The organism is Streptomyces sp. 150FB, assembly GCF_000818195.1.
In the GTDB taxonomy this organism is placed as follows: domain Bacteria; phylum Actinomycetota; class Actinomycetes; order Streptomycetales; family Streptomycetaceae; genus Streptomyces.
Genome location: NZ_JTHL01000001.1, coordinates 430,186 through 442,445, shown reverse-complemented (window position 1 = coordinate 442,445; position 12,260 = coordinate 430,186). Strand labels below are relative to the sequence as shown.

Sequence of the window (12,260 nt, the reverse complement as noted above, 5' to 3'; positions counted from 1 at the left end):
CCTCGTACAGACGATCGACTTCGGCCCGACCCTCCTCGACTACTTCGACGTGGAGGCCACCGGCCTGATGCAGGGCGCGCCGCTCCGCTCCGCCATCGCGAGCGACGCACCCGTCCACGAGGCGGGCCTCTTCGGGTCCTTCGGCGGTCACGTCAATGTGACGGACGGGCGGTACGTGTACATGCGCGCGCCGCTGCGGGAGTCCAACGACCCGCTGTACGAGCACACGTTGATGCCGACGCACATGGCGAGCAGGTTCGCCCCCGAGGAGTTCGAGGGCGCCGAACTGCTGCGGCCGCTGCCCTTCACCAAGGGCGCTCCCGTCCTGCGGCTGCCCGGCACGGCGTGGGGCAACCCGTACGCGTTCGGCACGATGCTGTTCGACCTGGACACCGATCCCGGCCAGTCCCGCCCCCTGCTCGACGACGAGTTGGAACTGCGGATGGCGGGCCTGCTCACCGAGCTGATGCGGTCCTCGGACGCCCCGGAGAGCCAGTTCGACCGCCTCGGACTGCCCCGGGAGGGCCCGGTGACCCCCGCGCATCTGCTCGCCCGCGATCAGTACCCCCTTGTGGTGGCGGCAACCGAACCGATGCCTCCCGAGAGTGAGTTCGCGAGGGAGGCGCCGGGCGTGACGACCCTGGTACGTGATCTCCTGGCGGACTCCGATGCCCGCGCGGCCCTGCTGCGCCACCTTCCCCTGCTGGCCAACCCGGACTTCGCTGAGCAGGTCGGCGACCGCTCACCCTGGCACCTCGCCGCGACCACTCCGGGGATCTCCGTCCAGGTGCTGCGCGCCCTGGGCGCCGAACTCGCCGCGCCGGGGCCTGTCCCGCGCTGACGGTACCGGTGCTCGCCCGGCGTCGACATGGCGGAGCGCCCAGACGGCGAGGATGTCGGCGACGAACCGGGCGTCGGAGGGCCGTGTCAGCAGGTGGTCGGCTCCGTCCAGGGCGACGAAGCTCTTGGGGTGGCGCGCCGCGTCGAAGATGCGGCGCGCGTTGTCGATGCCGACCGTGTCGTCGGTGGGGGAGTGCATGACGAGCAGCGGGACACCGAGGTGGGCGATACGCTCCGCCTGGGGCTGAGCCTCTATGTCGTCGAGGAAACGGCGGCTGATACGGAAGGTGCGGCCCGCGAGACACACTTCCGCCACTTCGGCCCCTTCGAGGGCGTTCACGCCCTGGCCCAGCAGCCGTCTCACATGGGCCGGATCGGCCGGTGCGCCGACGGTGGCGACGGCCCGTGTCGTGGGAATGCGCTGTGCGGCGGCCAGGACGGCCGCACCTCCCAGCGAGTGCCCGACGAGAAGGGCCGGAGGTCCGATCACCTCCTCCAGGTGTTCGGCCGCCGCCACGAGGTCGCCGACGTTCGAGCTGAAGTCCGTGCTGCCGAAGTCCCCACCGGACTGTCCCAGACCCGTGAAGTCGAAACGCAGGACCGCGATGCCGTGCCCGGTGAGCGCCCTGGAGATCCTCGACGCGGCCACCGTGTCCTTGCCGCAGGTGAAGCAGTGCGCGAACAGGGCGACGGCACGCGGTTCGCCCTCCGGCAGCTCCAGCCGCCCGGACAGCGCGGCTCCTTGCGATCCCGGGAAGTCGACCCTCTTGTACGGGGGCGCCGCGGAACGTGACACGTGCTTCCTCTCTGCTGCCTTCCTGAGCCGCCGTGGCGGGAGATCACCGTCCTGCGGTGCTCTCCCGCCACGGCGTGCGGGGTCAGTGACTGTGCGGGGAGACCTTGGGGAAGTCCACCTCGGTGTCGACCAGCTCGTTGAAGTAGTTGGTCAGGACGTTCAGCGAGACGTTGGCCACGACCTCGGCGATCTCCGCATCCGTGACACCCGCGGCGCGGGCCGCCCCGACGACCTCCTCGCCGCCCTGGCCACGGCCTTCTATGACACTGCGCGTCAGGGTCAGGATGGCCTGGACGTGCGGGTCCTCCGACTTTCCCTCGCGGGCGGCGGCCAGTTCGGCGTCGCTGAGCTTGGCGAACCTGCCCCCGCTGAAGGTGTGCGCCGAGAGGCAGTAGGTGCAGTTGTTGAGCTCCGCCGTGAGGATCGAGATGCGCTCCCGAACGGGGAAAGACAGTACGCCGGACGCCAGCGCGCCGTTCATGGCGAGGTAGCCCTTCACGGCTGCGGGGCTGTTGACGAGCACCTTGAGCAGGTTGGGGACCGAGCCCATTGCCTTCTGTGTCTCCTCCAACTGGACCGCTGCCTTGCCCGTGGCGGTCGCCGGGTCGATCTCCGGAAGTCGCGACATCTCGTTCGCCCTCTCCTGCTGTACGCGGCCGTCGATGCGGACCGCTTCGGTCTCGGCTCGCATGAGCCCCCACCCTTGGGTGCTAATGCTTGAGTGCTGTTCAACGATTAGGATCGTGGCAGATCTCGTCTCCGCTGTCAAACGTTTTCACGACACGCAAGCATTAGCCTTGGTAGGCTGGTGGGCATGGATCAGCGTGAGGTGGCCGTGCATGAGGCTCTCCTGGGAGAACCCCTTCCGGTCGAGTTGATGAACTCCATCCACATCGACCGGGAGGTCGAGATCTATGACCTGGTCGGGGACGAGACCCGGGCTGCCGGGTGGGTCGGGGCGATCAGCCCCCGGCTGCCGCCGGCCGCGGACGGCGGTCAGGAGTCAGGCGGAACGGCGCTGGGCGAGCAGGACGTCCGGAGGCTCCGCGCCCTGCGCGACGCCCTGCGCGCACTCGCCGCGGACGTCACCCAGGCGCCGCCGCAGTTCGTGGCACCGTCCGCGCCCTCACGGCAGAACGCGCTCGAAACGGTGAACCGGCTCAGCGGCCGGTCCCGCATCTGGCCCGTCCTGGAGTGGCCGGCCGGAGGGGAGCCGACGGGGGCCTTCGACACCAGCGCCGCGCACGGCGATTACGTGGTCTCCTCCCTCGCCCGGCAGGCCTCGGAACTCTTCTCCGGTCCCCAGCGCGCCCGGCTGCGCGCCTGCCTGGCACCCGGCTGCGACCGGTACTTCATCAAGGACCACTCCCGCAGGGAGTGGTGCACCAGGGCGTGCGGCAACCGCGCCCGGGTGGCCCGCCACTACCGCCGCCACCACGGCGGCGCGGCCCGGGCGCCACGCGGTTGAGCTTGCTCCGCACGGTCCGGGCCGATCGCGTTCGAGCATGCTTCCGACTCGTCCGACCTGCGGGAAGGCGTCAATGACGGTCAATGACGGCCCTTCATAATCCTGTTCATGCTTCTGACATACCTCCGCAGCAAACATGGGTAAGGGTGGATCCGTGTGATCGGAACGGCGGGCCGGGACCGGTGGCCGTACGAGTGGTGAGAGGGAGCCAATTGTGTCGGTCAGTCGGAGGCGTCTGATCACCGGCGGTGCGGGCATCGCCCTCGGCGGGGCGCTGGCCGCCGCCTGCGGGTCCAACACCGGCCGGGCCGGCTCCGGGAGCGATTCCTCGGGCGGCGGACCGGCGCTCCAGCAGTGGTACCACCAGTACGGCGAGGCCGGCACCGAACAGGCCGTCCAGCGGTACGCGAAGGCCTTCCCGAAGGCCGACATCACCGTGCAGTGGCGGCCCGGCAACTACGACCAGCAGATGGCCGCCGCCCTTCTCACCGAGAACGGCCCCGACGTCTTCGAGGGCGACCCGACGCTCGACCAGATCCTGGGCGGCCAGGCGGCCGACCTCACCGATCTCCTCAAAGGCGTCAAGGACGACTTCAACCCGGCGGTGCTGGCGCCCAAGACGCACCAGGGCAAGATCTACGGCATCCCGCAGGTCATCGACATGCAGATGCTCTACTACCGCAAGAGCCTGCTGGCCGACGCCGGAGTCCGGCCACCCAAGACGCTCGACGAACTCATCGACGCGGCGAGGGCGTTGACCACCAGGAACGTCAAGGGTCTCTTCCTCGGCAACGACGGGGGAGCCGGCGTCCTCGGCGGGATCCCGCTGTACGCCGCCGGACTCAGCCTCGTCACCGACGACGGCCGGGTCGGCTTCGACGACCCGCAGGCGGCGAAGACACTCGGCAAGATCCATGAGCTGTACGCGCGGAAGGTGCTGCTGCTCGGTGCGCCCTCCGACTGGTCCGACCCCTCGGCCTTCACCCAGGGCCTCACCGCCATGCAGTGGTCCGGGCTCTGGGCGCTGCCGCAGATCCAGAAGGCGCTCGGCGACGACTTCGGTGTGCTGCCCTTCCCCGCTGACGGGCCGGGAGGGAGCCCGGCGGTACCGGTCGGCGCGTACGGCTCGGCGGTCAACGCTCACGGGAAACACGTCGCGTTGTCCAAGGAATTCGTCAAGTGGCTGTGGGTCGAAGGGACCGCCGACCAGGAGGACTTCGCCCTCTCCTACGGCTTCCACATCCCCGCCAGGATCTCGCTCGCCCAGAAGGCCGACAAGCTGAAGGAGGGGGCTGCGGCCGACGCGGTGCGATTCACCACCGACCACGGGCACGCACAGCCACTGCTATGGACCACCAAGAGCTCGACCTCCTACCAGGACGCTCTCAGCCGGATCATCAAGGACGGCGCCGACCCGGCCGCCCAGGTCAAGTCGGTCGTGGCGACGGCACAGGCCGAACTGACCCGGGTAAGCGCGGAGTAGGGGCGCTCCGGAGGCTGCTCGGACCACAGAACAGATACCTGTGGTTCTGGGTGTTCGTGGGCCCCTTCGCCATCGGACTCGGCCTGTTCACCTATGTGCCGATCATCTGGAGCGTCTGGCTCAGCTTCTACGACGCCCGCAACACGGTCACCCCGACCCGCTTCGTCGGCTTCGACAACTACGCGGCCATGCTGGGCGATCACGCCTTCACCTCCAGCCTCGGGGTGTTCGTGGTCTTCTCGCTCTTCATCGTCCCCGCCACCTTCGCGCTGTCCCTCGCCCTCGCCCTGATGATCAACCGGCTGCGCTTCGCCCAGGCGTTCTTCCGCTCCGTCTTCTTCCTCCCGACCGCGTGCAGTTACGTCGTCGCCTCGGTCATCTGGAAGCTGTCGGTCTTCAACGGCGTACGGTTCGGGCTCGCCAACACCGTGCTGGGCTGGTTCGGCGTCGACGGGGTCGCCTGGCTGTCGACCACCCACCCGCCCTGGTACTGGCTGGTCATCGTGAGCCTGCGGCTCTGGCTCCAGGCCGGCTTCTACATGGTGATCTTCCTGGCCGGGCTCCAGCGCATTCCCCGCGTGCTGTACGAGGCGGCGTCCATCGACGGCGCACGGCCGGGCTGGCAGGTCTTCCGGTACATCACCTTCCCGCAGTTGCGGGCGACGTCCGTCGCCGTCGTACTGCTCCTGGTGATCGGCGCCTTCCAGGCCTTCGACGAGTTCTACAACCTGCTGTCCACCGCGCGCGGTTACCCGCCGTACGCCAGGCCGCCGCTCGTCTACCTCTACTACATCGCTCTCGGACAGGGGCAGAACCTGGGCCTCGGCAGCGCCGGAGCCGTGATCCTCGCACTGCTGATCGCCGTCGTGACCATCGTCCAGGCCCGCTGGTTCGGGCTCGGCAGCAAGGAGGAATGATGGCCGACCTGTCCCGGCGGTCCGCCCATGGGCTGCGCCTCGTGGTGGTCACCGTCCTGGCCCTGCTCTTCCTCGTGCCGTTCTACCTGCTCATCCGCAACGGGCTCGCCACCGAGGCCGACATCACCTCCCCGGGGTGGTCATTCATCCCCAAGGCTCTCCAATGGGGCAATTTCCAGGAGCTGTTCAGCGACCCGGCCGTTCCGATGGTGCACGCGCTGTGGAACTCGGGCGTCGTCGCCGTCGCGACCACAGCCGGCACCCTGCTGCTCGCCTCGCTGGCCGGCTACGGACTCGCGCGGATCGAATACCCCTACGCCACCCAGGTCTTCTACGCGATCCTCGGCACCCTGATGGTCCCGGCCGCCGTCACCTTCGTGCCCAACTTCGTTCTGGTGTCGTCCCTCGGCTGGATCTCCACCCTGCGCGGGCTGATCGTCCCCATGCTGTTCCAGGCGTTCGCCGCGTTCCTGTTCCGCCAGTACTTCCTGGGCTTCCCCCGCGAGTTGGAGGACGCGGCGCGGGTGGACGGGCTCGGCCACTGGGCGACGTACTGGCGGGTCGTCGTACCCAACACCCGGCCGGTCTTCGCGGCCGTGGGCACGATCGTGTTCATCGGCTCCTGGAACTCCTTCCTGTGGCCCCTGGTCATAGGGCAGGACAGGGACGCCTGGACGGTGCAGGTCGCGCTCGCCGGGTTCACCACGGCGCAGAGTGTCAATCTGCATGAGCTGTTCATCGCGGCCCTGGTCGCCGTGGTGCCGCTGCTCGTGGTGTTCCTCGTCCTCCAGCGGCACATCATCGCCGGTGTGGAACGCTCCGGCATCGAAGGCTGACCGTGCCCCCGCACCGCCCGTCCGCCGCCCTTCTGTGACGGGCGTGTGGCAGCCGTACGAAGCGCTCGTTGCCGTGTCCCGCAAAGGCGCTCCGGCCCTTGCTCGGTACGGTGCCGCGCCACTAGCTTCGCGGTCATGTCCATGTCCCAGTGGTTGAAAAGGCGCCGCGCGATCGATCTGATGCGGGTAGCCACAGCGCTCTGTAGCTGACCTTCACCGCCCACCGTTCGAGGTGCGCGAATCCGGTATTCCGTGAAGGCCTCAGAGAACCCGGGAAACACCCATGTCCAGAGCACTGCGCGCTGCCCTGTGCGCGATTGTCCTGATCACTCCAGCCCTGCTCACCGGATGCGCGGACAACTCCGCGGGCATTCCGGCCGGCAAGAATCTCGCCGACATCAAAATTCCGGCCGAGGTGTCCCCGAGCACCGAACTCACCATAGGAACTCCCGAGACCGAGGTGGCGCTGCGGCTCTCGGGACAGCTCGCGAAAATTCCGTTCAAGGTGAAGTGGGCGAACATCAGCGGCGGCCCGAAATGCTCGGAGGCATTCCGGGCCCACTCCCTCGACATCTGCTCCGCGGCCGAGATCCCCTCGATCCAGGCCCACTGGACCGGGCTCGACACCGAACTGGTGGCGGCGGAATTCCGCAAGGACCCGCTGCACCACCCCGTCTACGAGCTCGGCATCGCGCCCGGCGCCCATATCAACACCCTGGTGGACCTGCGCGGCAAGCGGATCGCGTACAGCCCGGGACAGGCCCAGGGGGCGCTGGTGCTGCGCATCCTCGCCAAGGCCGGTCTCGGCAAGAAGGACGTGAAGCTGGTCGAGATGCCCAGCACCGACGACGTGTACGCCACCGCGCTCGGCGGCAGGCAGGTCGACGCGGCCCCGCTCGGTGGCGTCTACATCAAGCGTTATCCGGCGAAGTACGGCAAGGACGGCGGCAAGCTGCTGACGCACGGCCTCCGGGACGACCCGGCCCACCTGTGGGTGCCGACCGAATCGGTGAGCGACCCGGCGAAGGCCGCGGCCATCAAGGAATTCGTCACGTACTGGGCGCGGGCCGAGATCTGGATCGACACCCATCCGAAGGAATGGATCGAGGGCTATTACGTGAAGGACCAGGGGCTCTCCGAGGAGGACGGCGCATACCTGGTCCAGCAGGCCGGCCACCCGGACATTCCGGGGGACTGGACCTCGGCGATCGCCCGCCAGCAGAAGACCGTCGACCTGCTGGCGAAGGAGACCGGGCAGAAGACCTTCGACGCGAAAACACTCTTCGACCGCCGGTTCGAGAAGGTGGCTGCCGACGCCATCACCACGACGGGAGCCGGCTCATGAGCGCCGGTGCGCGGGAGGAACTGACTCTGACCGAAACCCAGAAGGAAGGGGTGGAAACGCGGGAGGCGAGCGCCGGCGTAAAAGCACAGAACGCCGAAAAGCCGGACGCGAAAGCACCCGGCGTACCCGAATCCCCGTCCGCCCGCTCCTCCGCCCGGCGCCAGGGCCCCCGGCGCCGGCTCGGCCTCGGGCGCCCCGTCCCGTACGGCTGGGCGCTCGGCCCGCTCCTGCTGCTCGTCATCTGGGCGGCCGGCTCCGCCACCGGGATCATCGACGCCCGTAACCTCTCGGCGCCATGGACCGTCGTCACGACGGCCGGTGGCCTGATCGCCGACGGCAGGCTTCAGTCCAACCTCGCCACCTCGGCCGAACGCGCCGCGCTCGGGCTGCTGTTCGGCGTGGTGGGCGGTCTGGTACTGGCCCTCGTCTCGGGGCTCGACCGGATCGGCGAAGGCATCATCGACGGTCCCGTGCAGATCAAGCGGAACATCCCGTCCCTCGCCCTGATCCCGCTGCTGATCCTGTGGTTCGGCATCGGCGAGTCCATGAAGGTCATCACGATCGCCCTGGCCGTCTTCGTCCCCGTCTACATCCACACGCACAACGGACTGCGCACCATCGACAACCGCTATGTGGAGCTGGCCGAGACCGTACGCCTGAGCCGCACGCAGTTCCTGCGCCATGTCGTCCTGCCCGGTGCGCTGCCCGGGTTCCTGGTGGGCATGCGGTTCGCCGTGTCCGCGGCCTGGCTGGCCCTGGTGGTCGTCGAACAGGTCAACGCCACCAGCGGCATCGGCTACATGATGGAACTCGCCAGGACTTACGGACAGACCGACATCATCGTCGTCGGCCTGGTGGTGTACGGCCTGCTCGGCCTGCTCTCCGACGCCCTCGTGCGATTCGTGGAGAGGAGGACGCTGTCATGGCGACGCACACTGGCCGGCTGACCACAGCCGACACCGTACGGATCGAGGGGCTCACCCGCTCCTTCGGCGACAGGAACGTCCTCGACGGACTCGATCTGGCCTTCGGCGCCGGGGAGTTCGTCGCCCTGCTGGGCCGCAGCGGCTCCGGCAAGAGCACCCTGCTGCGGGCGCTGGCCGGCCTCGACCACGAAGTCACCGGATCCGGTGCGCTGAGCGCGCCCGAGCCCGTGTCCGTCGTGTTCCAGGACGCCAGGCTGCTGCCCTGGAAGCGCGTTCACGACAATGTCGTTCTCGGCCTCGGCGGACCCGACGCACAGGAGCGTGGCAGGGCCGCGCTCGCCGAAGTCGGCCTGGCGGGACGGGAGAAGGCCTGGCCCGTCGAGCTGTCCGGCGGCGAGCAGCAGCGGGTCTCGCTGGCGCGCTCGCTCGTACGGGAGCCCGGACTGCTGCTGGCCGACGAGCCGTTCGGCGCCCTCGACGCGCTGACCCGGATCCGGATGCACGGCCTGCTGCGGCGCCTGTGCGCCCGGCACAGGCCGGCCGTTCTGCTCGTGACGCACGACGTCGACGAGGCGATCGTCCTCGCCGACCGTGTGGTTGTCCTCGACGAGGGCCGGATCGCGGCCGACGTACGGGTCGAGCTGCCCCCACCCCGCAGCCACGGCAGCCCCGCCTACGCGGCGCTGCGCGAACGGCTGCTCGACCAGCTCGGTGTCAACCTCACGGCCCAGGAGGAGAACGTCGCATGACCCAGGAACGCCGCCAACTGCACCTGAACCTGTTCGTCTACCCCGGGGGCCACCACGAGGCCGCGTGGCGTTACCACGGCTCGGACCCGGCGCGAATCCTCGACATCGGCTTCTACCAGGAGCTGGCGCGCAAGGCGGAGGCCGTCGCGTTCGACGGGGTGTTCTTCGCCGACGGGCCCGCGCTCGCCGACAACGTCCGCTACGCGAGCCGTATCCGGCTCGAACCGTTCACCTGGCTGTCGGCGATCGCCGCGGCCACCGAGCGGATCGGACTGATCGGCACCGCGTCCACCACCTACACCGAGCCCTACAACCTGGCCCGGCTGTTCGCCTCGCTCGACCACCTCAGCCACGGCCGGGCCGGCTGGAACATCGTCACCACCGGCGCGCCGCAGACCGCCCAGAACTTCGGCCTCGACGCGCACCCCGTGCACGCCGAACGCTACGACCGCGCGCGGGAGTTCCTCGATGTGGTCACCAAGCTCTGGGACAGTTGGGAGGACGACGCACTCGTCGCCGACCAGAAGACCGGGGTCTACGCCGACACCGACCGGATCCACACCATCGACCACGAGGGGCCGCACCTCTCGGTGCGTGGGCCGCTCAACACGCCCCGTACGCCGCAGGGCCGGCCCGTCTACGTCCAGGCGGGATCGTCCGAGGACGGCCGCTCGTTCGCCGCGCGGTACGCCGAGGCGGTCTTCACGGCACACCAGACCCTCGCCAACGGGCAGGAGTTCTACGCGGACATCAAGGCGCGGGCGGGCGCGCTGGGCCGGGACCCGGACAAGATCCTGGTGCTGCCCGGCATCAGCCCCTTCATCGGGTCGACGGAGGCCGAAGCGCTGCGCCTGCACGCCGAGTTCAACGAACTGACCCAGCCCGAGTACTCGCTGCGGCTCCTCCACCGGATGCTAGGCCTCCGGCTGACGGAGGAGGAACTCGACGGGCCCGTGCCGCGCTCGCTCATCGAGACGGGCGGCGAGCGGGGCAACGGAAGCCGTTTCCAGGTGGTCCTGGACATCATCGACCGCGAGCAGCCCACCGTACGGCAGCTCCTGCACCGGCTCGCGGGTGCGCGCGGCCACCGGGTCATCGCCGGCACCCCCGAGCAGGTCGCCGACCAGATCCAGGAGTGGTTCGAGCACGGCGCCGCCGACGGGTTCAACGTCATGCCGCCGTGGCTGAGCGGCGGCTTCGACCTCTTCGCCGAGCAGGTGGTGCCGATCCTGCGGGAGCGCGGACTCTTCCGCACCGAATACAGCGGAACGACACTGCGCGACCACTACGGCCTGTCGCGGCCGGACAGCCAGTACGCGCGCGACTGAGCGCGAGGAACCGGAGACACCGGAAAAACCGGAGCCGGTGCGGGCGGGCGACCTCGGTCGGCCCCGCCGGCACCGGCTGCGGTGTCTCCCGGGAGCGTCCGCCGGGAGAACGGACCGGTGTCAGTGACCGTCGCCGAGCCGCTCGTGCGGGATCTTCTCCCCGGCCTCGACAGCGACGGGCAGCCTGTTCTCGGCCGGCGGCAGCGGGCACGTCGCCAGATCGGTGTACGCGCAGGGCAGGTTCGACGCCCGGTTGAAGTCGAGGACCACCGCGCCCTGTTCGCCGGGAGCGCCGACCGAGAGCGTGCGGTTCGCCGCGTACGTGCTCACACCCGAGGTGGCGTCGGTGAACAGCACCTGGAGGCTCCCGGGGCTCCGGCCGTTGAACGCGGTCAGCCGGTGGGTGCCGCCGTCGATCTCGAACTCGATCTCGCCCGGGGCGTCGTAGACATGCTGAAGCCCCTCGACGGCCGCCCCCACGGTCACCGCGCGCGGCTTCTCGAACGGCAGATAGCGCCCCTCGCGCACCCAGCGCCGGTCGGGCGGGAACGCCGGGGTGCGGGTGTGTCCGGTACGCAGCGCGTTCTCCGGGTGCCGGGGGCGCACGATGTCGTACCCGCCGCGCTTGGCCACCTCGATCACCGCGTCGCCCGCCACGGCGTTGACCCCCGCGCGCTCGGCGATGACCCCGAAGCCGTACCTGCCCCGTACGGGGACGCCGTCGACGGTCAGCTCCTCGCCGTCGTCCAGTTCGACCACCACGCCCTCCTCCCCGGTGGACCAGGCTCCGGGCGCGTCGGGGAAGCGGGTCGGCTCCTCGTCCAGCCAGCGGAGGCTGGTGACGGCCAGAAAGCCGTGCGGATCCAGCAGCGCCTGTTCGTGGTCGTCGCGCCACTGCTCCCACTGCTGGACGAACTCGCTGAGGCCGGTGTCCTGATCCTGGACCGTCATGTCGATTCCTTCACTTTCCCGGGGAGCCGGCCGGACGGTTCCGTGACGGCCTGGGCGGATTCGAGCCGGCGGAACCTGCCGGTGTGGAAGACGAGCGGCGCCACCGCGTGGTCGGCGTCCAGCTCATGGACCCGGAGCAGCACGATGTCGTGGTCGCCGGCCCTGATGTGGTTCTCGACGGTGCAGTCGAACCACGCGCTCGCGTCGTCGATCAGTACCGCCCCGTCGGGGGTGGCGCGCCAGCCGAGGCCGGCGAACCGGTCGGTGCCGCGTGCCGCGAGCTGCCGGCAGGCGCGCTCCTGGTGTGCGCCGAGCACACTGACGCCGAGCCGGGCCCGGTCGCGCAGCAGCGGCCAGGTGGTCGAGTTGTGCGCCACGCACACCGACACCAGCGGCGGGTCGAGGGACACCGAGGTGAACGAACTGGCCGCGAGACCGGCCGGAACCCCGTCCACGAGCGCGGCGACCGCGGTGACTCCGGACGGGAACGCCCCGAAGACGCGCCGCAGTTCGGTGGAGTCGAGGGCTCCGGTGGAGTCCGGTGCGTCGGAGGCGTCCGGCGCGCCCGCGGGCTCGCCGCCCCCCTCGTCGGGCGGCGGCGCCACCGGCTGCGGGGGACCG

Annotated in this window: 12 protein-coding genes and 1 pseudogene; 9 read left to right on the top strand and 4 right to left on the bottom strand. The window is 69.7% G+C overall.

Annotation, left to right across the window (positions count from 1 at the left end; all coding sequences use genetic code 11):
* Window positions 1-841: pseudogene (locus QR77_RS01765) on the top strand (sulfatase); the annotation flags it as partial.
* Here the strand turns inward: QR77_RS01765 and QR77_RS01760 are convergent.
* Window positions 743-1,636: an alpha/beta hydrolase gene (locus QR77_RS01760; RefSeq protein WP_078876428.1), complete on the bottom strand. Its 894-nt coding sequence runs from the start codon at window positions 1,634-1,636 to the stop codon at window positions 743-745. The pseudogene QR77_RS01765 and the gene QR77_RS01760 overlap by 99 nt on opposite strands.
* An 82-nt stretch (window positions 1,637-1,718) precedes the next feature.
* On the bottom strand, window positions 1,719-2,327 hold the full coding sequence (locus tag QR77_RS01755) for a carboxymuconolactone decarboxylase family protein (protein ID WP_201778782.1): 609 nt from the start codon (window positions 2,325-2,327) through the stop codon (window positions 1,719-1,721).
* A 123-nt stretch (window positions 2,328-2,450) separates the two neighbouring features.
* Here QR77_RS01755 and QR77_RS01750 point away from each other — a divergent pair, with 123 nt between their 5' ends.
* The 8 genes from QR77_RS01750 to QR77_RS01715 all read left to right on the top strand — a co-directional run bounded on the left by QR77_RS01750 (window position 2,451) and on the right by QR77_RS01715 (window position 10,688).
* A complete protein-coding gene (locus tag QR77_RS01750) occupies window positions 2,451-3,104 on the top strand; it encodes a CGNR zinc finger domain-containing protein (RefSeq protein WP_040019338.1) in 654 nt (217 codons plus the stop codon).
* A gap of 214 nt (window positions 3,105-3,318) precedes the next feature.
* Window positions 3,319-4,587: a sugar ABC transporter substrate-binding protein gene (locus QR77_RS01745; protein WP_078876427.1), complete on the top strand. Its 1,269-nt coding sequence runs from the start codon at window positions 3,319-3,321 to the stop codon at window positions 4,585-4,587.
* 14 nt (window positions 4,588-4,601) lie between these two features.
* Window positions 4,602-5,504 (top strand): sugar ABC transporter permease, encoded by a 903-nt coding sequence (locus QR77_RS01740; protein ID WP_040027097.1) that lies wholly within the window; start codon window positions 4,602-4,604, stop codon window positions 5,502-5,504.
* Window positions 5,504-6,340 (top strand): carbohydrate ABC transporter permease, encoded by an 837-nt coding sequence (locus tag QR77_RS01735; RefSeq protein ID WP_040019337.1) that lies wholly within the window; start codon window positions 5,504-5,506, stop codon window positions 6,338-6,340. Before QR77_RS01740 ends, QR77_RS01735 begins: the two co-directional genes overlap by 1 nt.
* Before the next feature lie 283 nt (window positions 6,341-6,623).
* Window positions 6,624-7,685, top strand: a complete 1,062-nt coding sequence (locus tag QR77_RS01730) for an ABC transporter substrate-binding protein (RefSeq protein ID WP_040019336.1) — start codon at window positions 6,624-6,626, stop codon at window positions 7,683-7,685.
* Window positions 7,682-8,632 carry an ABC transporter permease gene (locus tag QR77_RS01725; RefSeq protein WP_078876426.1) on the top strand — a complete coding sequence of 317 codons (951 nt, stop codon included), beginning with the start codon at window positions 7,682-7,684 and terminating at the stop codon, window positions 8,630-8,632. The genes QR77_RS01730 and QR77_RS01725 overlap by 4 nt, the downstream gene beginning before the upstream one ends.
* The gene (locus tag QR77_RS01720) at window positions 8,608-9,360 is read left to right on the top strand and encodes an ABC transporter ATP-binding protein (protein ID WP_040019335.1); all 753 of its coding nucleotides are present in this window, start codon (window positions 8,608-8,610) and stop codon (window positions 9,358-9,360) included. Before QR77_RS01725 ends, QR77_RS01720 begins: the two co-directional genes overlap by 25 nt.
* Complete coding sequence (locus QR77_RS01715) at window positions 9,357-10,688, top strand: LLM class flavin-dependent oxidoreductase (RefSeq protein WP_040019334.1); 1,332 nt, start codon at window positions 9,357-9,359, stop codon at window positions 10,686-10,688. Before QR77_RS01720 ends, QR77_RS01715 begins: the two co-directional genes overlap by 4 nt.
* Window positions 10,689-10,808: 120 nt before the next feature.
* On the opposite strand, the gene QR77_RS01710 is transcribed toward QR77_RS01715, so the two are convergent.
* Together QR77_RS01710 and QR77_RS01705 are read right to left on the bottom strand one after the other, a co-directional pair.
* A complete protein-coding gene (locus QR77_RS01710; RefSeq protein ID WP_040019333.1) occupies window positions 10,809-11,639 on the bottom strand; it encodes a DUF1684 domain-containing protein in 831 nt (276 codons plus the stop codon).
* A partial coding sequence (locus tag QR77_RS01705) for a flavin reductase family protein (RefSeq protein ID WP_347359762.1) occupies window positions 11,636-12,260 on the bottom strand: 625 nt, incomplete at its 5' end. The genes QR77_RS01710 and QR77_RS01705, both read right to left, overlap by 4 nt.